The 24,157-nt window shown below is 41.7% G+C and carries 23 protein-coding genes and 1 pseudogene; 10 read left to right on the forward strand and 14 right to left on the reverse strand.

The window, feature by feature from the left end:
- Positions 1-454 precede the first annotated feature (454 nt).
- Positions 455-1,216, reverse strand: a complete 762-nt coding sequence (locus L7A31_RS05110; RefSeq protein ID WP_435532875.1) for an FCD domain-containing protein — start codon at positions 1,214-1,216, stop codon at positions 455-457.
- A 276-nt stretch (positions 1,217-1,492) separates the two neighbouring features.
- Positions 1,493-2,245: a substrate-binding periplasmic protein gene (locus tag L7A31_RS05115; protein ID WP_237360421.1), complete on the reverse strand. Its 753-nt coding sequence runs from the start codon at positions 2,243-2,245 to the stop codon at positions 1,493-1,495.
- Positions 2,246-2,550: 305 nt separating this feature from the next.
- Between L7A31_RS05115 and L7A31_RS05120 the strand changes: the two genes are divergently transcribed.
- Complete coding sequence (locus L7A31_RS05120; protein ID WP_237360422.1) at positions 2,551-3,405, forward strand: HDOD domain-containing protein; 855 nt, start codon at positions 2,551-2,553, stop codon at positions 3,403-3,405.
- A 478-nt stretch (positions 3,406-3,883) separates the two neighbouring features.
- A pseudogene (locus tag L7A31_RS05125) lies at positions 3,884-4,132 on the forward strand (DUF3461 family protein); the annotation flags it as partial.
- A 210-nt stretch (positions 4,133-4,342) separates the two neighbouring features.
- Here L7A31_RS05125 and L7A31_RS05130 read toward each other — a convergent pair.
- Positions 4,343-4,519, reverse strand: coding sequence for a hypothetical protein (locus L7A31_RS05130; protein ID WP_237360423.1), 177 nt, complete (start codon positions 4,517-4,519; stop codon positions 4,343-4,345).
- A 2-nt stretch (positions 4,520-4,521) separates the two neighbouring features.
- On the opposite strand from L7A31_RS05130, the gene L7A31_RS05135 reads away from it, so the two are divergent.
- Positions 4,522-5,277, forward strand: a complete 756-nt coding sequence (locus L7A31_RS05135; RefSeq protein WP_237360424.1) for a hypothetical protein — start codon at positions 4,522-4,524, stop codon at positions 5,275-5,277.
- A gap of 98 nt (positions 5,278-5,375) precedes the next feature.
- Here the strand turns inward: L7A31_RS05135 and L7A31_RS05140 are convergent, their stop codons facing one another.
- The 3 genes from L7A31_RS05140 to L7A31_RS05150 are packed head-to-tail and all read right to left on the reverse strand — an operon-like array spanning position 5,376 to position 7,720.
- Positions 5,376-6,506 (reverse strand): M20 family metallopeptidase, encoded by a 1,131-nt coding sequence (locus L7A31_RS05140; RefSeq protein WP_237360425.1) that lies wholly within the window; start codon positions 6,504-6,506, stop codon positions 5,376-5,378.
- A gap of 9 nt (positions 6,507-6,515) precedes the next feature.
- The gene (locus L7A31_RS05145) at positions 6,516-6,983 is read right to left on the reverse strand and encodes a YjiG family protein (RefSeq protein WP_237360426.1); all 468 of its coding nucleotides are present in this window, start codon (positions 6,981-6,983) and stop codon (positions 6,516-6,518) included.
- Entirely contained in the window at positions 6,980-7,720 is a 741-nt protein-coding gene (locus L7A31_RS05150; protein ID WP_237360427.1) for a nucleoside recognition domain-containing protein, read from the reverse strand. The genes L7A31_RS05145 and L7A31_RS05150 overlap by 4 nt, the downstream gene beginning before the upstream one ends.
- A 623-nt stretch (positions 7,721-8,343) precedes the next feature.
- Here L7A31_RS05150 and dcuC point away from each other — a divergent pair.
- From dcuC to L7A31_RS05170, 4 genes are all read left to right on the forward strand, one after another.
- Complete coding sequence (dcuC, locus tag L7A31_RS05155) at positions 8,344-9,711, forward strand: anaerobic C4-dicarboxylate transporter DcuC (protein WP_237360428.1); 1,368 nt, start codon at positions 8,344-8,346, stop codon at positions 9,709-9,711.
- A gap of 204 nt (positions 9,712-9,915) precedes the next feature.
- Positions 9,916-10,473: a nucleoside 2-deoxyribosyltransferase gene (locus L7A31_RS05160; protein ID WP_237360429.1), complete on the forward strand. Its 558-nt coding sequence runs from the start codon at positions 9,916-9,918 to the stop codon at positions 10,471-10,473.
- A 247-nt stretch (positions 10,474-10,720) separates the two neighbouring features.
- The gene (locus tag L7A31_RS05165) at positions 10,721-11,602 is read left to right on the forward strand and encodes a substrate-binding domain-containing protein (RefSeq protein ID WP_237360430.1); all 882 of its coding nucleotides are present in this window, start codon (positions 10,721-10,723) and stop codon (positions 11,600-11,602) included.
- Between the two features lie 145 nt (positions 11,603-11,747).
- Positions 11,748-12,428: a TetR/AcrR family transcriptional regulator gene (locus L7A31_RS05170; protein ID WP_237360431.1), complete on the forward strand. Its 681-nt coding sequence runs from the start codon at positions 11,748-11,750 to the stop codon at positions 12,426-12,428.
- 97 nt (positions 12,429-12,525) lie between these two features.
- On the opposite strand, the gene pbp4b is transcribed toward L7A31_RS05170, so the two are convergent.
- The 3 genes from pbp4b to murQ all read right to left on the reverse strand — a co-directional run bounded on the left by pbp4b (position 12,526) and on the right by murQ (position 16,517).
- Positions 12,526-13,983 (reverse strand): penicillin binding protein PBP4B, encoded by a 1,458-nt coding sequence (gene pbp4b, locus L7A31_RS05175; protein ID WP_237360432.1) that lies wholly within the window; start codon positions 13,981-13,983, stop codon positions 12,526-12,528.
- A 90-nt stretch (positions 13,984-14,073) separates the two neighbouring features.
- Positions 14,074-15,543 carry a PTS N-acetylmuramic acid transporter subunit IIBC gene (gene murP / locus L7A31_RS05180; RefSeq protein ID WP_237360433.1) on the reverse strand — a complete coding sequence of 490 codons (1,470 nt, stop codon included), beginning with the start codon at positions 15,541-15,543 and terminating at the stop codon, positions 14,074-14,076.
- A 71-nt stretch (positions 15,544-15,614) separates the two neighbouring features.
- Positions 15,615-16,517 carry an N-acetylmuramic acid 6-phosphate etherase gene (gene murQ, locus L7A31_RS05185; RefSeq protein ID WP_237360434.1) on the reverse strand — a complete coding sequence of 301 codons (903 nt, stop codon included), beginning with the start codon at positions 16,515-16,517 and terminating at the stop codon, positions 15,615-15,617.
- A gap of 215 nt (positions 16,518-16,732) precedes the next feature.
- Between murQ and L7A31_RS05190 the strand changes: the two genes are divergently transcribed.
- Positions 16,733-17,596, forward strand: coding sequence for an SIS domain-containing protein (locus L7A31_RS05190; RefSeq protein ID WP_237360435.1), 864 nt, complete (start codon positions 16,733-16,735; stop codon positions 17,594-17,596).
- Between the two features lie 35 nt (positions 17,597-17,631).
- Here the strand turns inward: L7A31_RS05190 and L7A31_RS05195 are convergent, their stop codons facing one another.
- A complete protein-coding gene (locus L7A31_RS05195; RefSeq protein WP_237360436.1) occupies positions 17,632-18,126 on the reverse strand; it encodes an Lrp/AsnC family transcriptional regulator in 495 nt (164 codons plus the stop codon).
- A 94-nt stretch (positions 18,127-18,220) separates the two neighbouring features.
- Between L7A31_RS05195 and L7A31_RS05200 the strand changes: the two genes are divergently transcribed.
- Both L7A31_RS05200 and L7A31_RS05205 read left to right on the forward strand, forming a co-directional pair.
- Positions 18,221-19,432, forward strand: a complete 1,212-nt coding sequence (locus L7A31_RS05200; protein WP_237360437.1) for an MFS transporter — start codon at positions 18,221-18,223, stop codon at positions 19,430-19,432.
- Between the two features lie 420 nt (positions 19,433-19,852).
- A complete protein-coding gene (locus L7A31_RS05205) occupies positions 19,853-20,353 on the forward strand; it encodes a DUF1097 domain-containing protein (protein ID WP_237360438.1) in 501 nt (166 codons plus the stop codon).
- A gap of 56 nt (positions 20,354-20,409) precedes the next feature.
- Here L7A31_RS05205 and L7A31_RS05210 read toward each other — a convergent pair whose 3' ends face one another.
- The 4 genes from L7A31_RS05210 to L7A31_RS05225 form a co-directional block, all read right to left on the reverse strand.
- On the reverse strand, positions 20,410-20,766 hold the full coding sequence (locus L7A31_RS05210) for a hypothetical protein (protein WP_237360439.1): 357 nt from the start codon (positions 20,764-20,766) through the stop codon (positions 20,410-20,412).
- 246 nt (positions 20,767-21,012) lie between these two features.
- Positions 21,013-22,485: a peptide MFS transporter gene (locus tag L7A31_RS05215; protein WP_237360440.1), complete on the reverse strand. Its 1,473-nt coding sequence runs from the start codon at positions 22,483-22,485 to the stop codon at positions 21,013-21,015.
- Positions 22,486-22,835: 350 nt separating this feature from the next.
- Entirely contained in the window at positions 22,836-23,381 is a 546-nt protein-coding gene (locus L7A31_RS05220) for a disulfide bond formation protein B (protein WP_237360441.1), read from the reverse strand.
- An 11-nt stretch (positions 23,382-23,392) separates the two neighbouring features.
- Positions 23,393-23,548: a DUF5993 family protein gene (locus L7A31_RS05225; protein WP_237360442.1), complete on the reverse strand. Its 156-nt coding sequence runs from the start codon at positions 23,546-23,548 to the stop codon at positions 23,393-23,395.
- Positions 23,549-24,157: the final 609 nt, after the last annotated feature.

Below are 24,157 nucleotides of genomic sequence, written 5' to 3' on the forward strand. Positions count from 1 at the left end.
ATTTTATTTAAAGGACTGCCATGAATTAGCATGGCCATAAATATACTTACCTATAAGTTGTAAGCGTATAAGCGCTAAGATCGACAATCATCGTTACTACCTTATCGGTATCACTTTTATATTGGTTGGGTTCGTCGCAACTACGTCTGTTATGTATTGGCAGGGAAGTCACCTCCAAGTCTGGGATTTAGTCATCGCGACTGGACTTGTTGGGTTTGGTAATTCTTGCCTTGTATCAAGTGCATTTAGAACTGCATTAGCAAACGTTGGACATATTTAGCCGTAGGCTGGTTTAACTACCCTACGGCTGCTCTATGGTCTAGTTAGATAAGAACTGAACACCCTTTTCAGTTCTATTAACTAATAATTGATATGCCATCAGCAATAGGAATATTAGAATTTAGATAATGGATAGGAATTGAATAACAAAGCTCCACCACCTGTCTTTTTGTAACTACTGCTTGTCGTTTAATATGATTGGATTTGAGCTAAACAAGTAGCCGTCAAAGTTTGGATCGTCAATATCAGAGAGCTCAAGAAGCTTTTGTTTAACGTTTTCAAGGTGCTGCCACATGCTATTTTTCGCAAGGGCAGGATCTTTCCTTTGTAGCGCTGATAGTATTCTTGCGTGATCTTCTATCCACTCTTCTCGATAGTTATGAGTGCTAATGCGAGCGTGCAGTTTCTTCCACATTGGGCTCGTCTTTCTTCTTTCCCATGTTTGCCGAACCATATCAACCAACACTGAGTTTTGTGTTGCCTCTGCAATACACAAATGGAAAGTTTCATCACCCAAGCATTCTTCTGTGCCTTCCAATAGCTCTTCTTTTTCACGCCTTAACGCTTGTTTCATTTTTGCTATATCACTAGGTGTGACTTGGGTAGCTGCAAATTCAGCGATATTGCTTTCTAAAAATTGGCGTGCTTGAAGAATTTCAAAAGGTCCTGCTTCATCAGAAACAACCTTGTCATTCAGACTTGATTCAGAAGGAATATTCACTACATAGACACCTGAGCCTTTTTTAACCTCTACGAGATTTTCAAGCTCAAGCATGATGATGGCTTCTCTGATCACCGTTCGGCTAACATTCAGGCGCTCTGCAATGTCTCTCTCTGGAGGTAATCGATCGCCTTGCTTAAATGAGCCTTCAACTAACTCTTTTCTTAAAATGAGCCCTATTTCTTGGTAGCGTCTTTTCGGTTCAAAAGGAAGCATTGTCATTCTATTAGTATTATCTATTTGCGTTGTACGCTAATGATATACCTTACTCCTACTTAGGCGCTAGCCTCTACGGAGCTCAGTCCACTCTGCCTCAACAAAAACAAGCACCAAAAAGAAGTGGTGCGCTATATCTTGTCCCCACTTCTTACACAGCTAACATATGGGAGAAACCCAACACGATTGGATACGTTTGCTGAGTCTTTAAACACAAACTGCGCGCTTCCTTTCGGGTATCGCGCGCAGTATGTGAGTTCAAGAGTTGTGTATATTCTATTGAACTGGTGGCTCCACATTGTACTGCATATAGATTTCTTTCACTCTTCCAGAGGTTGCCATCCCTTTTATCGCAGCGTTAAGCGCATCGTATTCACCTGCATTAGGTGACGTTTTTGACATACCATAGTAGTTCGGCAAACGTCTAACGAACTCATACGGTGCATAGGCCCAGTCCGTAAACCCTTCTTTTTTAGCTGAATGCTCAAATGCACCTTCATCAATAATAATGGCCACCTCGAAGCGCTTACCTCTTAGCATCTTGACGATTTGCTCGTCATCTGAGGTTTCCACTTTCGCAATGCTTTTATCGTCAGTGAATTGCTTGAAATAACTTGTCCCACGCTTAACCCCAACCTTGTATTTCTTAAGGTCATCATAGGTTTTAATAATATCTTTGTTGCTTTTCAGGACCACGAACTTAACATTTCTTTCTTGGTAACCAATCGGGCCTAGATAGTTAGTAAATACTTCTCTGTCTGGGGTTTTACGATATCTAGGAACAATATCGACAGAGCCATTTTTTAGCCCCTCTAAACTTCTTTTAAAGGGAGCCTTACGCCACTTGACAGTATAACCAATCTTACTGCTTGCCTCTTCCAATATATCCTTGAGTGGGCCAGAGAACTTATCTCCATCAACAACCATTTGTGGCGGCCTGTTCCTAAAATCAGCATTAAATATTTTTTCAGCCGCCATTGAGAGGCCCGGAATGAAAAATAGCAGTAGCGCGAGTTTTATAAATTTCATGGTGTTCGTCCTTGAGATTGATAGATTTAGCATTTACTCCACTTAATTAAGTTAGGATATTTATCCCAACATGCCAAATTACGAGCCAAGTGAGCTTTGCTCCAAGCAAGGACTAAGTCAGAGAGGCCTACGATATTAACCACCGCAGCCAACAGCCAAAGCTCAGCTATAATTGATAGATAAAATAATAAGAAATACTTTGGAAAATGGGTTTACCTTCTTAATAGAGAAGTAAGCTACCGTCAGTAGCTACCTAGATTTCAGGCTTAGCATTTAACTAACCCAAGCTGTCCTACGGAGGCACATTGTTTGATATTGATGAAAAGAAAATGGCAGCGGTCGTGTCCAGTTTTCAAGTTCCGGTCAAACCCGAAGCATTGCAAGACATGCAAGACATCATGGATCAGCCTGAGCCTGATATTAATCTTGTCGCTGAACTCATTTCGAGTGACATAGGGCTTTCAGCGGCAATACTAAAAATCATTAATTCACCCTACTATGGTATGAGCCGAACTATATCAGAGATAAAGCAAGCAGTGATGATTCTTGGCTTGCAGACGATTAACAGCCTCGTTACCGCAACCTTACTAAAAGCTTCCATGCAAGGAAAAGCCTCAATTTCACTGGAGCGCTTTTGGGATGATTCGTTAGATGTTGCCAATGCAATGTTATTTATCGGCAATAAAGTAAAAGACAAAGTACCTGTCGATATGCTCTATACAATCGGTTTGTTTCATAATTGTGGAATACCGCTGTTAGCTTTGAAATATGAGAACTATAAAGAAATACTCATTGAAGCAAATAATACAGGTTGCAATTCAATCGCATTAGAGGAGAAAAATTATAACACTAATCATGCTGTTCTAGGTTATTTTGTCGCAACGTCTTGGCATTTACCCAAAGAGATTTGTCACATCATATTGCAACATCATGACAAAAAATTCTTCGATACAATTTTAGGAACGGAAGCCCAAATAGCGTTAGCAACACTAAAAATAGCGGAGAACTTAGTAGAGCGTGTTAAACGCCATAGCCTTTCTCCAGATTGGGAAGACTTAGAGTCAAAGGTATTAGATGTATTAGGGCTATCTGTCGTAGACTTTACTGACTTGGAAGATGACTTCTTTGATGTCTATGCGCAACTGTCTGATGATATATAGAATCATTAGTTAGCTAACACGCTAGAAGGGTATTGCTAGCACTTGCCGGCTTGGACATTGAATCTTTATTGTTTGAGGCTGTGATGCTAAAAGCAATATTGTTCATATACTATTGCTTTTATTGCGTTAAACTTCACCTAAGAAAACCAACCTCTAGAATAAGACCCCACCGATAATCCTAAAATGTTAAATATCTATAGAGTTAATACGCAATTAAAATTCAAGAAAGTTCCATTGAACAATCATATATCCAAAATATAAACCATTAATATCGAGTATTGATACCAACAAAATATACCCACTAAAGTCTAATTCAGAACCATAAAGGAATATCGTACTCTATCTATACAAAAAGAAAATTTAATATTATTGATCAGTTTGGCAAATATACGCAAATAACTAAATTGTCACTAATGCTTTAATTTCATTAAAGTTTAACAAAAAGTTATTTGTACGGTAACTAAACTAGGAGGTTACTATGTTTTCAAGTCTCGCAGCTCTTGGTATCCAAGAACCGGAAAATATTGAACGCTATACACTTCGTAAAGTGGCTCATGAGGATTTACTAAAAATCTACTTTCGCAAACAGAAAGGCGAGTTGTTTACGAAATGTTTAAGGTTCAAGTATCCTAGGCAACACAAACAAATCTCTGTTGATAGTGGACGCCGTCATTACAGAGAAGTTTCAGAAATCAATCACAACCTCACATTGGTTATTGAAGAGCTGGTAGCTGTTGCCACTTCGAACCGTTAATGCTCCGCTAGTCCCCGCTATTCGTTGAGAGGTTAATCGAACACTACCGAGTTAACCTCCAACTTCCAAATAAGATCTGCGTAACTCATCCTAACCTGCTCCGAAAAAAATTATCTCATCGTTCATCTAATAGCCCATGTAAACCTGTTCTCACAGCTACCTAAGGTTCTACACAAAGTCATATTAAAATACCTTGCCACTCCATAACCCATTGATAACTAACAGTATGGTAGTTGTATCTTTGCCAATTCGAGCAACCTTTAGAGAAGGAATGAGATATGCGATACCCATACTTTTTGCCGCGACAAAGCCTCCTGAAATACGCAAGCTACCTTGGGATTCAAAAATCTGTAACAGCATTGATGGCAACTACACTGATGCTTCTTGTATTTGTGTCATCATCTGTGAGTGCGAAGTCTCAGTACTGCGAAGGCGATATGAGTGATGTTCCAAGCTACGTTTGGAAAGCTTATGCTGATCATCCTAATAACTATCCAGTGATTCCCGCCGCAGAGCCATTTATTCAATCGGCGTTTACTGGGCGCTGGTATATCGTTGCCACATCAATTGTGTCCAAATCCGTTGCCTATCAATGTGATTGCCCGGTAATCGATGTTGGTTTAGCCAAAGCCAACCGCTATCAATGGGAAGTTGGGATGCGCCCTGATCCTGACTTAAATACAATTGTGATAAACCCTCTAAAGGGCTACTACCAGTACACTACTCAGCCAAATGTCTTCAAAGATCCAGTCAATACGAACCGAGTGTTTATCCCTAATCCTTATTACACTATTAAAGTAGTGAAACTTGGGCCTATCGAAAGTGGCACCTACGCCTATTATGTGTTAGCAATAGAGCACATGTCATGGGACAGGGTTCCACCGGCATCTACTGGCTACACCTTCCCAAATGAGGGCACGATGTCTTTTGAGGTATATGCAAAAAATGTAAAGGAATACCGAGAAAAATATTCTGCGGAAGTTGATCAGTTTGTCGCAGAGCAAAGTGGCAAAGTTCCAGCGGTTGTAAATACACTAAAACTGAGGCATATCAATCAACCCTCTAGTTGTATTTACCCAAACGAACCAAGCTATATTTCTAGTGACTCCAATATCTAGAGAAGTGAAGGTCTTTCATAAGATGATAGATGGGGCTTAAGCTGACGATAAGAGGGCACTCAAAGAGAAGCGCCCTCTTACATTTACGTTGTAAAGGACTACTTCTTATTACTTAGCTTTTCTAACACTCGCATTAACAAGCGAATTCTTGGCTCGATTGAGTCTAATATTAAGTACTCGTGTTCACTGTGAAAGCCTGCTCCACATGGCCCAAAACCATCTAAAGTTGGTACGCCAAGAATGGCGGTGTTGTTAGCATCGGAGCCACCACCGACTTCTTTCCAGTTTATTTCTACATCAAGTTCGCTTGCTGAGCTTTCAACAAGAGCAATCAACTCATCCGTGTTATCAGTTGGTACCATAGACGGTTTGTACGCCTCGCGTACCAATTCTATGGACACACCTTCAACAAATGCTTTGTTGACCAATGCATTCAGCGCAGTATCAACTTCATCATATTCATTGTTGTTCCAAAAACGAACGTCAACAATGGCTCTCGCTGAGTCAGGAACAATATTTGCTCCGCTTCCTCCTGATACCACACCAACATTTAATGTGGTGCCAGACTCGAAATTTGTCATCCCATTGATAGCAAGTATCCAGTTCGCCATTTCTGTAATAGCACTACGACCTTTTTGTGGTTCGTTACCTGCATGCGCAGCTTGGCCTTTGAAATCAATACAGTAGCGCGCCATGCCTTTTCTAGCTTTTACTAAGCCACCATCTGCCCTAGCCGCTTCTGCAACTAGAACTGTTTTGGCCTTTTTAGCAACGGATTGAATCCAATCAACGGAATAAAGTGAGCCCGTTTCTTCATCTGGATTCATGCAAACACAAATAGATAGGTTCTCCAATACTTGGCTATCTAGGTTTCTTAGAGCGTACACCACATTCAGCAAGCCAGATTTCATATCGGAAACACCTGGACCATAGGCCTGTGTTTCATCAACAGTCATTGGTCTTTCACTTGCTGTGCCTTTCGCAAATACTGTGTCCATGTGGCCAATAAGCATCACGTCGATATCGCTTTGCTCAGGCTTGTTACGGATTTCTAAACCCACTCCCGCCTTACCACAATCAATACGTTTTACTTCCCAACCCGACATTGCTCGAAACTTATCTTCAAATTGGGTGGCAACCACCTCAATGCCTTCTGTCTGATAAGTGCCGCAATCAACATTCACCAGTGGGCGTAATTCGTCGAGATATTCATTTAAATTAAATTGCATATTTGTTCCTTACAACAAGATATTCATTACGAGCATGGCAGCAAATGCGTTAATAACTGATATAGCTATCATCACCGGGATATAACGGCCTTCTGTACCGATTGGCCCCATGATTCTTCCCATATATTGAACTTGAGAGCCCATTAAGTAGATAGCGGGAGCGAGAATCGCAATATGAGTACCATTTAAAATGCCTTGATCAAACAGGGTAATCACAACGCCTACTGCACCACCCATAGACATCCAAGCACCAATAAGCACAGCCGCGGACTCACCGGGCAGGCCAAACACCGCCATAACGGGCTCAAACGCAGTTCCCATCAAACCAAGAATGCCAGTGATTTGCAGAGCCTTGATTATTACAAATGCCATCAGCACGTTTGGCACAGTTGAAGTGGTAGCAATCACCCAACCTTTCTTAGCGCCTTCAACGAATATGTCCGTGACCATTGGTTTCTTTGTTTCAGCATTACTCATTGTGTGACTTCCTTATGCATGTCAGTAGGCTCGTCTTTGTGGTTTTCTTTTCCCTTGCCTTCAGTGATGTTGAGATAAATGCGAAATAAATTGGCACCAACAAACTTAAATACGAACATAATCGCTACCGCTAAACCGATTGAAGATGTCACTGCTAATGATCCGTCAGCTAAGGTAAGCGTGAATAGCACCGCGCCAGAGGAAAAAAAGTTCACGATGGTGGCACCAGCGGTAAACTGGAACATGGTAAAAACGTCGGTTTCTCGCTTGGTTAAATGCCCTTCATCTTTGAGCTGTCGGGTCATCGCAGCACCTGCATCCGTACTCTGCAATGAAGCAATCAAAGCCAGACCTGAATTGCCGGGAATACCCATTAAAGGACGAAGTAATGGAGTCAGAAGTTTTCTTGCCGCTTCAAGCGCACCATAATGTTCAAGTACATTGATCATTCCTAGCGCAAACATCACTGTAGGAATCAAAGTAAGCGCAAAAATGAACCCATCCCTTGCGCCGCTTCCGCCTTTACCCCGCAAAGAAGTAGTCACCGCTTGAACACCATCGGCAGACTCTTTTACGCCATACGCGACTTTGCCAAAAGAGCCATTCAGCGTCGTAAAATCGAATACTCCGTACCACTCGGTTGATTGTAATAAGCCAGAAAAAAAGACCACTGCGAATGCTAATGCAATATAGCATCCCCAAGTTACCCTTCGCTGAGTAAACTCTTGATTAGACATATTTATACCTATCTTTTTATTTTCGAAAGATACCCTTCATCCTTGAAGTCTAATATTGTTAGCTGAGTCATATTCCATCAATGTAGAGACTGATTATTGTTTGCTATCTCATACTTCAATTTTTGGGCTATAAATCACCTGAATAATTGCTCATATGACAAGATATAAAACTGATCGAAATCAATTTCGATAAATGATAATAAATAAAGGAAAAACTTAATCTTATATTTGTGATAGCAATCTAATTTCAATTAATGTCGAATAAAGTTAACAATATGAACATGTCTTTATAGTGATTACAAAGCTCACACCTAAAGAACACAAGAAAAATAAATATAATTCATATATAACAACACCTTAAGGAAATATTAGGTATATGAAGACCCTTGATTGATTATGTATGTTCAATCATGAAAACTCAGCACTAGTTAAAATATCGTTAATCAAAACCATATTCTGTTAATTGTCCGTTTACCATATATTACTTTTTAAGGTGAATACTATTAATACATATATCATTTATTGTTCCAAATCATGAATAAGGTAAAACAAGCTCGTTAATAATATTTATTTTAGGTAAATTCCATTTATTGCTTTAATTTATCAATAAATGGATATTTCATATGATAGAGCTCTTAATCGGGGTTATCGTTACGATAGCCGTTGGTTACTTTATTGTTAAAGGTTACAAACCAACTGGTGTCCTGCTAACCGCAGGTATTTCGTTACTGATCATAACCGGACTCATGGGACATACCGTCCTACCCGCAAAACTAAACTCAACTGGCAACATGTTCACTGATGCGCTCGAATACGTTAAGTACATGCTTCAGTATCGCGGTGGCGGCTTAGGTATGCAGATTATGCTGCTGTGTGGTTTTGCCTCATATATGACCCATATAGGTGCTAATAACGTTGTAGTTCAACAGTTTTCAAAACCACTTTCTGCCATAAAGTCACCCTATGTTTTGTTGGTTGCAGCCTATATTGTTGCATGCTTAATGTCTCTAGCAGTAAGTTCTGCAACTGGACTCGGTGTGCTACTGATGGCGACACTCTTCCCTATGATGACTGCAATGGGTATCTCACGCCCAGCAGCTGTAGCTGTGTGCGCTTCTCCTGCTGCAATTATTCTTTCTCCAACGTCTGGGGACGTGGTGATCGCTGCTGAGAAATCTGGTTTGCCATTGCACGTATTCTCGGTACAGACTGTTCTGCCAGTGTCCATCTGCGCCATCATTGTCATGGCTATCGCTGCGTTTTTCTGGAACAAGTACCTAGATAAGAAGAATAATACGCCAATGGAACGTGTCGACATCTCTAAAATTGAAGTCAACGCGCCTGCTTTCTACGCTATTTTGCCTTTTTTACCTATCATCGGCGTTTTCCTTTTTAATGGTGAAACCATCAAAGGCTTATATCTAGATATCTATACCATTGTTGTCCTGTCTATTTTCATAGGCGCGGTGGTCAATTATGTCACTAGACGCTTTGATGGTAAGAAATCGCTAGAAGATCTTGAATCTTGCTATCAAGGAATGGCTGACGCTTTTAAAGGCGTGGTTATGCTGTTAGTTGGTGCGGGTGTATTTGCTCAAGGTTTAATGTCAATTGGCGCTATCGATAACTTGCTGCACCTAGCTGAGCTGGCTGGCGCTGGCGGCGTTGCACTAATGCTGATTTTAACTGGTTTGACTGTCGCTGCTGCAATTGCAACAGGTTCGGGTAATGCGCCTTTCTACGCGTTTGTAGAACTGGCTCCATCGCTCGCCGCTAAACTCGGTCTAAATCCTGCGTTCTTGATCATTCCGATGCTGCAAGCGTCCAACCTGGGCCGCACAATATCTCCTGTTTCTGGCGTTGTTGTAGCAACATCTGGCATGGGTAAAGTCAGCCCATTCGAGGTAGTAAAACGTACATCAGTACCAGTGCTATGTGGGCTGCTTACCGTGATACTTGGAACGCTCGTTTTAGTACCAATGACTCTGTAACGCACTCTACTCACACTTACAATTAAGAGGTTAAGTTCGGCATCGAGCTCGAGCCTATCCTCTTGTTTTTATTAATATTACCTACCACCCCTCCAAATCTAAAATCTTCATTCTCGCCGCTAAACGCACTTAACTCCTCGTTAACCTATCGATATTGATAATACTGACAGTTAATCCATTAGTTAATGTAATAAAGCAACGCACATGAAAAAGATATATTTAGCCGGGCCAGATGTTTTTTTGTCAGACTCTATTGAACAAGGGCAACGCAAAAAAGAGTTATGTCAAAAGTACGGCTTCGAGGGACTTTACCCTTTAGACAATGAGATTGAAGATACATTTGAACACAAAGCCGACATGGGGCTTCATATCGCACAGGCCAATGAGAAGCTCATCCAAGAGTGTGACGCAGTCATTGCCAACCTTACGCCCTTTCGCGGAACCAGTGCCGATGTTGGGACGGTATATGAAATTGGCCTAGCGAAGGGACTAAATAAAATGGTTCTCGGCTACTCCAATGACGGGCGCAATTTCCTGCAAAGAAACCTTGATGAACTAACCGGCGTGCGCCAACAGCCCAATGCAAGCTATATCGATAAAGAGAATATGGCTCTAGAAGATTTTGATTTAGTAGACAACTTAATGATCGATGGTGGTGTTCACTACCCCATTATTAAAAATGAAGTTTACCAAACAGGTGAAAGGTTCCGAGACCTAGAAGCATTCGAAGCCTGTTTAATGCGTTTAGCCAATCATGCGTAAGAAATGAGTTAGATTACTGTTTCGCTCATTTCATTTTCAAGTCTAAATAAGGGCATTCGAATATCACTTGCCCTTACCATTCTTAACTTTAATACACTTCCTTTATCTGAAGTAAACTTCCTTGAGAACTCACCGCTCTCTAACTATACATTTCCTATACACCACAATTTGACAATAGAGCGTAACTAATGAGTTTGTTCACCATTATGAGCGCCACGTCCTACATTCTAACTGATAGGATAACGAAGTGAAAAATAGAAGGTTTTCTGCCCTATTTGCTTGCTTAGCGCTGATTTTATCGCCACCTTCTTTTGCAAATAGTATTCGTGTTTCCGGATCAACTAGTGCACAAAGTGCTATCTCACTATTAGCCGAATCATTCCAAGAACAATACGACATTCGTTTGTTGATGCGTCCTATTGGAAGTGACAAAGGCATAAAATCTGTTGTAAATGGAAAGAGCGAACTCGGCGTCATTTCAAGATCACTTACGTCAGCCGAGCAGAACCAATTTAAAACCTTGAAACAAGTGACCTTAGCTCACGACGCACTGGTTATATTGGTTAACACCGCGAACCCGATAACTAACCTTTCAACAACAGAGCTATCTGATATTTATACCGGGAAAATAGATAAGTGGATTGAGTTAGAAAAGCTGGGGTCAAAGCAGTCTCTTCCCAATTTTCCAATAGTGGTTTACTCAAAAGACTCGTCTCATGGAACCTTCGACGTATTTACTAAGAGCTTGCTTCTTGAGAATGCTGTCAAAAACAAAGCCATCTATTTTAGGAAATACGGAGAAGAGTTCAGTGACAAAGGAGCAAAATCTTATCGGCGAGTAAACGGAGCAATTGCCGCAGTTTGCAGAAGTAAGCATGGTATCGCGTTCGATTCTTATGCATCGATAAAAAATGCAGATTTAAAAACAAGTTGCCTAGAAGAGGTGAAAGTAGTTGCAATCAACAGTTTGCTTCCTAATGACCCTTCTTATTTCTTTGTTCGACCAATCAATGTAATTTACGATTCTGGTGCTGTCAGTGAGGGCACACAACGCTTTCTAAAATTCATGAACAACAAAGAAAGCCAGCAAAAACTAAGACAAAACTTCTACCTTGCCTTTCCAAAATAGTCATAACTACTCTCAATTTGTATAACCAGCTCCCTGATTTTTAGCAGCTCAATCTATCTGTATCAATAGCTTATATTAATTAACCACTCATTAACCCATAACTGTATAGAATTTAACCCGTAAAGTTAATCAGGCAGAATGATATATGCTAGTTGTTGAAAACAAAGTCGGGCGCCCGACTAAATGCGATGAAGTTGACGTACGCAAAAAACTGGTTGAGTGCGCAACTCGACTATTCCTAAATCTACCGTATGACAAGGTGTCCACACGCCTAGTTTCACAGAGAGCAGGCGTCAGTAGTTCATTAATTCGCTATTACTTTGGTAATAAAGAAGGGCTATTTGAAGTCGTAATACAAGAATTGGCCTCGCCTATGTATGAGCAAACGCAAAAAGTCATGGAAAACGCTAACTACGACAGCTTTGTAGAAATGTACTCGGTGCTATTCAACCAACTTGTAAAGCAGCCTCAGCTACCTAAACTACTGTCTCAGTTCATGTTGTTACCAGCATCGGACAGTAAAAGGCAAATTGTCGAGCAAATCATCATTGACCGAAGCAACGCATTGCATGACGTTATTTTTGGTAAACTAACAAAAGCCAATGTTCTTCGAGATGACATGGACCCAAAGCTTTGCCGGTTATCTTGGGTGAGCTTAATGATGTATCCGTTTATGATGCCCAGAGCGCTATTCGAAACAAACAAAATTGAGATCGGCGAAAACTTCTTTGCCACTTTACTAGAGCACAATATAAAGCTTATGTCTCAAGGGTTTATTAAAAAGCCGCAAGACCCCAACTCTACTGGCAGTACTTGTCAAATATAGACATTAGCTCCAGACAACAACTGTCGGGCAGCAAAGCAGTGACTCCTTGTATTATTAAACGAGTGAGTCACTGCACGAAACAATAGTTAAAAGAGAGTTAATGAGTGTGCATCAACTTGTCAGGTGATTGGGAAAACTGCACATTTTTGGCTAACCCAAGTGATTTGTACACCTCTTCCATAACTGCGCCATATCTGCCCACATTCATGCTGTCACCTTCAAATGAACCGCAGAACTCGTTGCCACAGTCCATCTTAATATGGGTATTTTTCTTATTGCCTAACAGGATAATCATGACTCGATTTTCTGGGTCAATAAGAGACGCCGTTCCAACCCAACCAGAATGGCCAAAGGTAGACTCACTTGCGTAATCGCCAAACAACCAAGATTTACCTTTGTTGTGGTTAACATTCCAGCCTAAGGCGAATCCTTTATCTTCAAAGTCAGGGTTGATGGTCACAAACTCGTCAATAACATCCTGAGTAAAGTACTGTACCCCTTCATAGCTACCGTCATTGAGCATCAGTGACATCAATTTCATCATATCTACCGCATTGGAAAATAGCCCAGCGTGTCCGGCAATGCCTTCCATTGAGTAATAAGTTTTCTCGTCGTGCACCTCACCTTGCAACGTATAAGTACGAATGTTGTCAAAGGTAAGCTGCCCTTCTCGAGTATTGCCGTACACCTCTGTTGCGGCGAATTGTTCGGGCTGGTAGGTGTGTCCATTTACTGGCTGATTGAGTAAGCGATAGCCTGTATGTGTCAAATCTAAAGGTGCATAGAAAGTTTTTTCCATGAACTCATCTTGACGTTGGCCAGTGATTTCTTCGATGATCTGCCCAAGGATCATATAGTCAATATCAGAGTATGCTACGACAGTATGCGGCGAATATTTCAGATCGGTTTTCAGCATCAACTCCATCGTTTTCTGCCTTTGTTGGGAATACATCTCCCCCGACTCCATATAATATTCAACCGTCGGCTCATTTCCTGCGGTGTGATGAAGCAAATCTCTCACTGTAACCGAAGCTTTACCTGAGATAATGTCACAGCTCTCAGCTCCCTCTTGGCATTTGTTGTCTTTAAAATCAGGTAAAATATCTTCAACCTTGCTGTCCAGATCCAGCATTCCTTGACTCACAAGGTATTGTAAAGCGTAATTGGTTGAATACATCTTGGTATTCGATGCTAAGTCGTACATAGTAGCCGTTGTTGTCGGAACCATTTCACTCTCGGGCAAACTTGGCGAATTGTCGTGGTCATCGCTGCCAAATCCACGTTTAGGGCTATTCTCATCATGAATTTTCGTATATCCGTACGCCGATAAATTTACTATTTCACCATTATGCCAAACGGCTAAAGTCGCCCCTGGGAAACCTTTCGCTACATCCGCCAAAATTAGCTGGTCAACATTTGAGAAATCATAAACCTGCGTAGTACTGGGGGATAATATTTCGTTGGAAGCATAAGGGAATACATCCTGAGCAACTCCATATCCAGAAATAAGGTTCGCGCTGGCGAAAGCGAGGACTGACGTCCATTTCTTGAACATAACAACTTTCCTTGTTCTAACGGTAGAGTAAGACAGCAAAGCCGGAGATCGACTTTGCCAATTCAATTTAGACTTTTTGCCAACAGGACGTTAGCTTAGATCTACATCCTTGGTACCGAATAGGTATGTGAGGATGAAGCCAGCGATATACGAAATTACAATGCCAGCCAAATAAACCGTCATTCCTGCAAAAATACCATCGTTTGAAGTCATTAGTGGCAAAGCTACCAAACCAGATGGGCCAAACACTGTATTCAATCCAATAGGTAAGCCAAGATAAGCCACTGTGCCGATAAATAAGCCGCCTATGGCACCACCTAAACAAGCGGTGACAAACGGCTTCACTCTTGGAAGGGTAACACCATAAATGAGTGGTTCACCGATACCTAAAAAGCCCGGGAAAATCGCCCCTTTAATCTGTGTTCTTAGCAACGACTCTTTGGCTGATTTTCGATACAGAGCCAACGCAGCACCGACTTGCCCCGCACCAGCCATGGCCAAAATTGGGAACAAAGAGTTGAAACCCTGAGCATCCATCAACGCAAAGTACACAGGGACAAAACCTTGATGAATACCAAACATTACCGAGATTAAAAATAAACCTGCGAGAATCGCACTACCAATTGGGTTTCCGTTTAGATTTAGGAATAGCCAAGACATACCTTCATAGAGATAACCACCGATTGGCATGATTACAACAAACGTTACGACTCCCATAAACAACAGCGTAAAGAAAGATGTTAGAATCATATCCAAGCTATCTGGCATATAGTGACGTATCGCCTTTTCGACTTGAGCGCCAAGAATTGCGGCGATCAAAACACCAATGATGTTACCTCTAGGTTCAATTGGAAGGCCAAAAAATGAATCAATGCCGGAATAGATGCCCTTCGCGACATTTGGGTCATAGCCCATTAAGAAAAGAGCAGCAATAATGGCACCATTTACGCCGGATCCACCAAATGCTTTTTGCGCATTGTAGCCAATTAAAATACTCAGAAAGCTAAATAAGCCCTTGCTGAACACCTTCATATAACCAATCAGGTAAGCAAGATCTGGGTTTGGGTTCGCTACCCCTTCAAGCAGTACTTGATCGAGCAAAGTTGCAAAACCTAATAGTAGGCCCGCAGCGATAAAACCCGGGATAAGAGGAGTAAAAATCGTTGCAAATTTAGACAAGAACTTATGGATAGAGTTGGTTTGCTTAGCCTTGATACTTTTCTTTTTATCTCGGGCAATCGAACCTAGATCAGCATCAAACTCAACACCTTCTGGGGTTGTCATAGAAGCCGCTATGTTAGAGCCTTCGCTAAGCATATTGTTCATCAATTCAGCCGCAGTTTGCGCCTTTCCTGGGCCAAGAACAATTTGCAACTGGCTGTCGCTTTCAACAATTCCGAGCACACCAGGAATCTTCTTTATCTTCTCTTTGTCAGCCAGCGCTTCATTGTTTAATCCCAACCTAAGCCGCGTCATACAGTTGGTACATAAGGCGACATTACCCTCGCCTCCGATTGCAGCAATAATTTGCCCTATCATGTCTCGATTGACTTTAGCCATTACACACTGATTCCTTTCCAAGTGGAGATACGAACGTTATCTATCTCGATAATGAGTAAATTTGATTTGTATTACTTGTCGCCCAATTCCAATGCCTCTCGAACGAACCCTTTGCTTCGTTGCAAAAGTTCTTTAGCATCGTCGCTACTATGATTAGTTAAAATCATTACAATGGCTGTTTTGCAATGATGGTTACATGCTTCAAGTGCTAATGCAGCTTCCTCTCTACTGCACTCTGTGGCCTGCATGACAATTCTCTTTTGGCGCTCAACCAACTTGGCGTTTGTCGCTTCTACATCGACCATCAAGTTTCCATACACTTTGCCAAAGCGAATCATGGAGCCGGTTGTCAGCATGTTTAGGATCAACTTTTGCGCAGTCCCCGCCTTCATGCGCGAAGAACCTGTCACAATTTCTGGGCCTACAACGGGGGTAATACTGAAATCCGCTTGTTGAGACATAGGAGAGTCGGGATTACAGCTAATACTGGCGACTTTTGCATTTAGAGAGCGAGCATATTCCATCGCACCAAGAACATAAGGTGTACGGCCACTAGCAGCAATGCCAACCAATACGTCGCGATGAGAAAACTGAATCTCTTTCAGATCGTTTGCTCCCAGATCACGATTATCTTCTGCATTTTCGACCGCACTTGTTATGGCTTTTTGCCCACCAGCGATAAGGCCAACCACTAGCTCTGGCTTAGTACCATATGTCGGTGGACACTCGCTGGCATCGAGTATCCCCAATCGGCCAGAAGTCCCAGCTCCTACATAGATTAGTCGCCCACCTTGTGAGAACGACTGAACAATGGCATCAACCGTAGACGCAACTTCTGGTAGTGTTTTCTCAACTGCTAAAGCCACTTGCTTATCTTCATCGTTGATCACTTTAAGCATTTCCATGGTTGACAGTGTATCGATGTTTTCACTGGCACTATTGCGGCTTTCCGTCACTAACTTGGTCAAATCCATTACTACGTCCTGCAATTTATCATTTGGTCTGGCTACAGAATATACGGAATAATATATTCCATAAAAGAGATCAATATCAAAATATTAAATTCCCATAGAAATGAATGGTAACTGGTATCATTGCTTGAAAATGATAAGGCGCACTGGAATTATTTATTCCAATCATCAAGAATTCATTCAATAATGCTTGTAAACTGACTGGGTTGGGATGAAATGTGGCAACACTAACAAAGATAAAAACCATCAAAAGCACTTTGTCACCGAGTGGGCTCAAAATCGCAGAGTCGGTTCTCGCAGATCCAGGTTTGGTTGTGAAACTTTCATCTGCCGAACTCGCAAAAGTGGCTGGAGTCAGCCAGTCGGCCATCATAAAGTTCACTCAGAAGGTAGGATGTAAAGGCTTTACTCAATTTAAAGTGGCGATCAGTCAAGAGTTAGGCAGAGTTCAGGCTCAAGATATCGACTCAGAGAACCATCTCCACAACCACATTACTTCAAAAGACTCGCTTGCAGAAATCGCCGATAAACTTGCTCAAGAGAAAATAAACGCAATTAGAGACACCACCTCTTCAATCCGAGAGGCAGAACTCCAACAAGCGATTGAGCTCATCAACAACGCCCACCGAGTACAGATCGTTGGCGTCGGTGGCTCAGCTTTGGTGGCACGAGACTTAGCATACAAGCTATTAAAAATAGGCATCACTTCCATTGCTGAAGTCGATGCCCATGTCCAGCTGACAAGAGCAAAAGCACTTGACTCCAAAGATGTACAGATTGTGTTGTCGTATTCAGGTAAAGGTTCAGAAGTACAACTCATTACACAAGCGGCAAAAGACTCAAATGTTCCCATTGTTGCTATTACTTCAATTCACAAAAGCCCACTCAGATCGCTCGCTTCGATCTGCATTGATTGCATCGCAGACGAAAGCAAATGGCGCAGCTCGTCCATTTCTTCGCGAGCTGCACAGAATGTTGTCATTGATCTCCTGTTTATCGCATTGGTACAAAAACGCGGAAAATTGGCAGAATCGTTAATAAAAGATGCGTCGATAGCAGTTCAAGGGCTTAAGCGCGACTAAGTAACCACAGCTTCAAATAAGTTAAGGTTAAGTACTCATGTGCCCGGCTGCACCGGACGTTCCAAATACGTCGAAAGAACAATGTAGGTACGTGTAGCTTCTACTCCAGATATCTTAAAAAGATCCGAGAGTAGCTTTTCTAAGGTGCGCGTATTTTGGGTTCGGATTTTAAGCAACATGGATGTATCACCTGCTACTGAATGGATCTCCTCAACCTCATGATGCTGTGAGATCGCCATTAGGTCCGGGGTCATCCCCCATCCTTTGGTATCAATATGGACAAAAGAGAGCAACGGTTTGTTCACCGCATCTGGTTCGATAAGCACCGATGTTTTTCGAATCGCCCCAGAACGCTTCATTCTTTTCACTCGTTCGTGGGCAGCAGGTGCAGACAGAGCCGCTCGTTCACCAAGTTGGGCGTAGCTTACCGTCGCATCGTCGACTAACGCACCTAATAATCTTCGGTCTGTAGCGTCTAGATCCCACTCTTTGGGGGTCTTTTGCTTAATCTCATCTGTTTTTTCTTTCATTTTCCCACCTTTGGTTTCCTGCAGAATTTAGTTTGTGTAATCTTCGAAAATGACGAATTACATTAGGCATTGTTAAAAATGGTAGGTCAAAGTTATGGCAAATTACAAGAGTGAAGAACTGGGTTCAGCAGCCGCTGGTAGAGTACCTAAGGCTGCCTACCTTTTAACAGGTTGTATTGGAGTCATAGGTGCAAATTCTCTGGTACTTGGCCCAATCGCGCCAGAGGTCGCACTATCATTGAGTACCAATGTATCTACCATTATGCTAGCCGCTTCAGCATTTGGACTTGGTACAGCATTGAGTGCATTGTTTCTCGCCCATCACATCGACCGTTTAGGCGCTGTTCGTGTGCTTAAAATGTGCTTAATTCTATTAGCCATCGCACTACTTTCTAGTGCTGTCGCGCCAACCGCTGCTTCTTTAATCGCTGCCCAACTTGTGGTTGGCTTAATTGCAGGAATTGCACTTCCTGCAATCTACTCAAGTGCTATCGCTGTTGCTCCTTCTGGATTGGAAAGTAAAGTTGTGAGTGTGGTGCTCACGGGGTGGACGATCAGTATGGTAGCAGGCGTTTCGCTATCGGTGGTGCTGTCTGAAGTTCTAGGGTGGAGAGCTGTGTATGGAATCATTGCAGTTCTCTCGCTCGCGGCTTGGTATGGTTTATCCAAAGTAAAGATAACCGATAAGGTCAGCAAACAATCGTTACCCATGCCACTCACTGCAATCAACTTACCGGGAATTAAACCACTTTTACTTTGTTGCTTCGCGTTTATGGGAGCATTCTATGGCCTATACGGTTTTATAGGGGATTATTTACATAACGCCCTTGGACTACCAATCTTAGCAAACAGTTTGATTGCCCTTATCTACGGACTTGGCTTTGGCTGCGCGATCATTTTCAACCCAATAACTCAACGTGTGGCAGCAAAGTTACTGCTCACAATCGTCTTAGCTATTGTTGCATTTCTTTACCTTACGTTAGCCAAGCTAGGTGGATACGCAAGCACCATGTATATCATCTTGTTCCTACTGGGTATCGTCAATCATTTAGCCGTCAATTTGCTGATAGTTAGACTCACAGATATTGATCCAAACAAGCGCGGAACCATTATGGGGCTTTACAGCGCCGTTACATATATCGGTGTATTTATTGGGACGAGTAGCTATGGACAGATCTATTTGCACTATGGGTTTTCAGCATTGGCTTATACTTCCATGGCGCTCACGGTAATCGCCGCCATCATTGGACAACTGGGCCAAAGATCCAGATCGGCAGAGTCTATCCAACAGAAGCTGGTTCAATAGTGAGGGCGGTTTGTTGCTTGATGTTTGCGACGGAACATGTGGAATCACGAACAATATCAATTGCATCAATCCACTACTCCGGTTCAACTTTACGCCAAATTTTCAAGCACTTGATGAAAAGCAAACAGCAAAGGACTACTGTTGTAACCACTTCTGATATTAGTTACATGTCCCCGCCTATCGTAGGTGCTACCGAGCTTTCTAGCTCGGTATTTTTTTATACTAAATTTAGGGAGAGAAGATGTAAGCTTCACTTAGTAACAATTTAATCGATTGCCTTCTTAAATATTGAAAATCACCATATAGCATTGCAGTATAAGTGTGATCTCAAGCGAGATAATATCCTACTGAATCTTCTAATATCTCGGTTTGTTTAAATGACTCCGTTGTAAATTCAAAGCCAGCGGTTGAGGCAAACACATGAGTACACTTTTCGCTATTTCTCTAACTACTGGCATTTTATCGGGCATTTGGGGATGGACAGCCATTTCTCTAGGGCTTCTTTCGTGGGCGGGGTTTCTTGGCTGTACCAGTTTTTTCGCCTCTCCAAATGACGGCATTTCGGGCCTAAAGAGTAGCCTTATCACCAATATTAGTGGTGTTTTTTGGGCCATGGTGATTATTCATAGCTCTCAATATATTAGTTTAGAGATTGCAGGCTATGTGCTTACGGCTGTGGTTGCGTTTTTAATGTGTATTCAAGCGAAGAAATCGTGGCTGGCTTACATTCCAGGGACTTTTATTGGGGCTTGCGCGACTTTTGCTGCAAACGGCAATTGGAAACTAGTGCTTCCTTCACTTATTCTTGGCGGGATCTTTGGTTACCTGATGAAAAGCAGTGGATTGTGGCTCCATCGTTATATGTCGAATAAAGAATCGGTTAACACCAATAAAGAGCAGCTCAGCCGAAATAATATCTAACGCTGATTTGGTATACAACGTCACGACACAACATATAGTGTAATCGCAACACTACCTTAATTTCTCTCGCTTGCAAGCAGTCGGTACTGCTCCTGACACCAAGCAAGTGCCGCTTCTTTGTTTTCCCAATAGCTTTTCTTTAAGCTCGGAGTGACATCAAACCTCTGCTCCATGAGGTGTTTCGCCAGCTCCTGACGACAAATCACAGCTTCAAACCTATGGTTATGCCTGCTCGCCCACAATGCCGTTTCATACACAGTATCCCACACATCTGGTGTAGCCAGCTCCCACTCGTTTGCGTCGACAATACTTCCCCATGGTTTGATGGAAATCTTGCCCACAAACTGCCTAAAATCCCTATCAAACTCTAGAGCGGCTTCTTTGTTCCAACTTCCTGATATTCTTACGATCAATATATTGTCCTCATAGGAAAGATCGTAAAACCCATGTGCTCTGTAACCCACCATTCGGCCCCTAATGCTTATTCACTCAATAAAATTATATACCTTGATACGGCAAGCGTTTGTATTATGCCGCTGCAGGGCCTAGAGAGCGACAATCCATAGATAAAGGGATGAGGAGAATAGAAACAAAAAAACAGCCTAGCTCATTTAGGCTAGGCTGCTTAACTCAATTTTGATTAGTAGAAATACTACGTACTACGAAGCTTCGACAGTATCTGCTAATTCTTCTTTGTCCGCCGCAGCTAGCATCTTCTTGACGATCACAGAACATACAATCGCTACTGCTACTAATACCACGGCCATTGTAGTGAGTAGTTCAAAGTAGCTTCCGTATACTGTTTGTACTATCTCTTGAGTGATCTGTTGACCTTTCTCTAATGCAATTGAGGTTGAGAATACTGCGCCAACAATACCACTCAGAGCCATTGCTACATAAAACAGGCTCACCGAGAAGTTTTCGATTTGTTTTGGAGCAACAGACAAAATAAATGCAACGACTAAGCTACCAACGATTACTTCAGAAAACGCTTGGAAGAAGTGGATAGCAAGAAATACCTCAGGCCTAATCACGACATCCGAACCGATATTCGTCACAGCCATGGTCAAAATACCAAACGCAATAGCAGTAAATACAAATGCGATAGCTATTTTAGTCGCTGTTGAGAAATGAATATTACGCTTCTCAAGTTTGGAGAAAGTAAAAGCAATTACTGGCCCTGCAACAATACACCACAAAGGGTTCATCGCCATAGAAGCTTCTGGAGCGATTGGAATGATACCAAACAGATCACCACGCATCGTATTGATGGCAACCATAGTCATGGATGTCATCATCTGCCCATAATAAACAAAGAAGCAAGTTGTCAAAGCCGTCATAATTAGGATTGTGCCCATTTTAAGAGCAGCAGAGCGACCAAATTTAAACATCAAACTAATGAAGTAAAGAATTGCAGCGGCACCGATTGCATACACAATGTTTTGCCCCACTTCCATATCAGAGAACATCAGGAATACAATTCCTACCATCGCAATCGAAAGCCCAATGAAGCTCAACCAATTTTTTCTTGATACTGGGTTGGTATCAATCTCAGCGCTAACTGATTTTAGAGGTTTATTGAGATATAAGATGGTAATGAACGCTAGGCCAGCCATGATGCCAGACAGCAAGAAGCTGCCATGGAAGCCGATCACCAATACGATCATTGGGAAAAGATACTGACCCAGCAGCGCGCCTACATTGTTGACCGAGTAGTTTACTGGGTAACCATTTTCGAAATCTTCTTCAGTTGAAAAGGTTCGCTTGTACAAGCTCGGATAAGAAGGTGACATAAGGCCACGTGCATAGCTGGCTAAGGCGATACCTACTAGGCTCAATGGTACGTTAGCTGCTGACGCTCCCAGCACTAGTAAAACGTAGCCAACGACAAAAGCGCCGTAGGAAATAGTAAGTGAACGATAGGCCCCGAGAAACTTATCAGCGATAAAGCCACCAGCTATCGCAAATAAAGGACCAATTGCGGAAAAAGCGCCCACAATCATCATTGTGTTGGCTTCGCTATAGTTTAAATCCTCTAAGAAGAAACGCGTCAAAATAACCATAACGCCATAAAATGACAAACCAAACATCATTTGGCAGAACATCATTGATTTATTTAGCTTATTCCACATAAATCACTACCTTTTATTCAATTTTACAGAATATATTGGCGCGCATTATACATTAAGTAGAGACTAATATCGTATGATGTGACTCAACTTTTATATTATTCAGTCAAGAAGAATGTACAGTTTGTGCTAAGACTTTGAATATTGGACAGGAAAATTGTGACTAGAACCTCTGAGCGCGAAGTTTTTATATCGAGAATAGTCAGTAATGGGAAGCGACAAACGACTTTATGCGTAGAATATTTCAGCAAGCAATATGTCAACAAGCATAGTAGCGCTGAAAAAAAACAGGACAGCGTTCAATCTGTCCTGTTTAAAATATAGAAGTTAAGCGGTAGACGCTAACAAATGTCTTATAGTAGAGACATTAGCCAGTAGCTTACTGGGTTATCAGGGCACTGATAAGGGCCACACTCAACGAAAGTTGATAGCAGGTTTAGCGCTACAACAACGATAGCTAAAATGCAGATAATACGACCACATTTAGAAACTTCAACAGTCTCGCTATTCCACTCTTCTTTCCACATTGTTAGTAGTAGAGCACAACCAAGAACTGTCGCGCTAAATAGAATGAATGCCCAAGTGTAGTAGTGGAAACCTAATACAGCACTACCGTAGCCAGGAGTACCTGGAATAACGTGTAGCGAGATTTGGCGAAGTGCCGCGCCTGCGCCAAATAGAGCACCTAAAAGCGTTACACCGTAATGGCGTTGTTGTGGTCCATATAGTACGTTAAGCATAAAGCCAAACATGACTAAGCCGAAACCAACCCTTTGCAATAAACAAAGCGGACAAGGAAGTTCACCCCAAGCAAATTGAAATACAAATGCTAGAAAGAGAACAATAGTAATACCTAACAATCCAAGGGAGTTTAAGATGGATACTTGTGAACGAGTCATGATTGTTTTCCTTATAATAAGATTGTCAAAGTATCGGTCGAGTGATGCTTAAGCCAGAATAGGCTCACAAGAACAACAACCGTAAAAACAATATAAGAAAATGACTTTTTGCCACACAATGCGCATAGCATCGCGATCAATATCAGAAGAAATATAAGACTCATCATGGTTGAGCACCTTTACTTTACTATTTTATTTTTAATTTAGACACTTAGAGCCTTTATGTTTATTTTTTTGGTTCTAAGCTGTCACTGTTTGAAAACGAACAACTCCATAACTTATTAAATTTAAGCTATCGAACATATCGTTGAGCTGGCACTAATGTATGATGATCATTGACTCTAAAACACAGGGAGGTTGCAAAACATCATTCGAAAAATTGCAACAGTCAAATACGCCAATAAGGCGTTTATAAATTACTCTTTCGTTTTAGACAGTTAACGAAGGCAAGGGTGAGCACAGAGGTATTGTATATTTTACCACGCTCAGTTTTTATCCATTAATTTTGCAATTGTCCATTAACTTTCATTTGTAAAGAAACTTGTACATGTCTTTATATACCAGTTGTGTCTCCGACCTCATAGGTATACATAAGCTAAAAGAAACGCTTTCGAATCTTCTCACACTCGCAAAACCAAAGGTAAATATCCTGCCCTCTTCTCATTACGGAGAACATTTTTAAATACAATTGGTTATACGACAAATTCCTGACAAAAGGTTAACTATTTATCGTCTTTAAACCCGCATATCAAACCCATCATTTTCCCATGTGGATT

Origin of the sequence: Vibrio marisflavi CECT 7928 (assembly GCF_921294215.1) — a bacterium.
Classification (GTDB): Bacteria; Pseudomonadota; Gammaproteobacteria; order Enterobacterales; family Vibrionaceae; genus Vibrio; species Vibrio marisflavi.

Coding starts and splice junctions, on each gene's coding strand:
- dcuC (WP_237360428.1), top strand. CDS start 8,344: ATGATAGAGCTCTTAATCGGGGTTATCGTTACGATAGCCGTTGGTTAC.
- L7A31_RS05205 (WP_237360438.1), top strand. CDS start 19,853: ATGAGTACACTTTTCGCTATTTCTCTAACTACTGGCATTTTATCGGGC.
- L7A31_RS05150 (WP_237360427.1), bottom strand. CDS start 7,720: ATGTCTAATCAAGAGTTTACTCAGCGAAGGGTAACTTGGGGATGCTAT.
- L7A31_RS05135 (WP_237360424.1), top strand. CDS start 4,522: ATGGCAACTACACTGATGCTTCTTGTATTTGTGTCATCATCTGTGAGT.
- L7A31_RS05145 (WP_237360426.1), bottom strand. CDS start 6,983: ATGAGTAATGCTGAAACAAAGAAACCAATGGTCACGGACATATTCGTT.
- L7A31_RS05195 (WP_237360436.1), bottom strand. CDS start 18,126: ATGAAAGAAAAAACAGATGAGATTAAGCAAAAGACCCCCAAAGAGTGG.
- L7A31_RS05160 (WP_237360429.1), top strand. CDS start 9,916: ATGAAAAAGATATATTTAGCCGGGCCAGATGTTTTTTTGTCAGACTCT.
- L7A31_RS05140 (WP_237360425.1), bottom strand. CDS start 6,506: ATGCAATTTAATTTAAATGAATATCTCGACGAATTACGCCCACTGGTG.
- L7A31_RS05110 (WP_435532875.1), bottom strand. CDS start 1,216: ATGCTTCCTTTTGAACCGAAAAGACGCTACCAAGAAATAGGGCTCATT.
- L7A31_RS05130 (WP_237360423.1), bottom strand. CDS start 4,519: ATGCTGTTACAGATTTTTGAATCCCAAGGTAGCTTGCGTATTTCAGGA.
- murQ (WP_237360434.1), bottom strand. CDS start 16,517: ATGGATTTGACCAAGTTAGTGACGGAAAGCCGCAATAGTGCCAGTGAA.
- L7A31_RS05200 (WP_237360437.1), top strand. CDS start 18,221: ATGGCAAATTACAAGAGTGAAGAACTGGGTTCAGCAGCCGCTGGTAGA.
- L7A31_RS05115 (WP_237360421.1), bottom strand. CDS start 2,245: ATGAAATTTATAAAACTCGCGCTACTGCTATTTTTCATTCCGGGCCTC.
- murP (WP_237360433.1), bottom strand. CDS start 15,543: ATGGCTAAAGTCAATCGAGACATGATAGGGCAAATTATTGCTGCAATC.
- L7A31_RS05170 (WP_237360431.1), top strand. CDS start 11,748: ATGCTAGTTGTTGAAAACAAAGTCGGGCGCCCGACTAAATGCGATGAA.
- L7A31_RS05215 (WP_237360440.1), bottom strand. CDS start 22,485: ATGTGGAATAAGCTAAATAAATCAATGATGTTCTGCCAAATGATGTTT.
- L7A31_RS05220 (WP_237360441.1), bottom strand. CDS start 23,381: ATGACTCGTTCACAAGTATCCATCTTAAACTCCCTTGGATTGTTAGGT.
- pbp4b (WP_237360432.1), bottom strand. CDS start 13,983: ATGTTCAAGAAATGGACGTCAGTCCTCGCTTTCGCCAGCGCGAACCTT.
- L7A31_RS05225 (WP_237360442.1), bottom strand. CDS start 23,548: ATGATGAGTCTTATATTTCTTCTGATATTGATCGCGATGCTATGCGCA.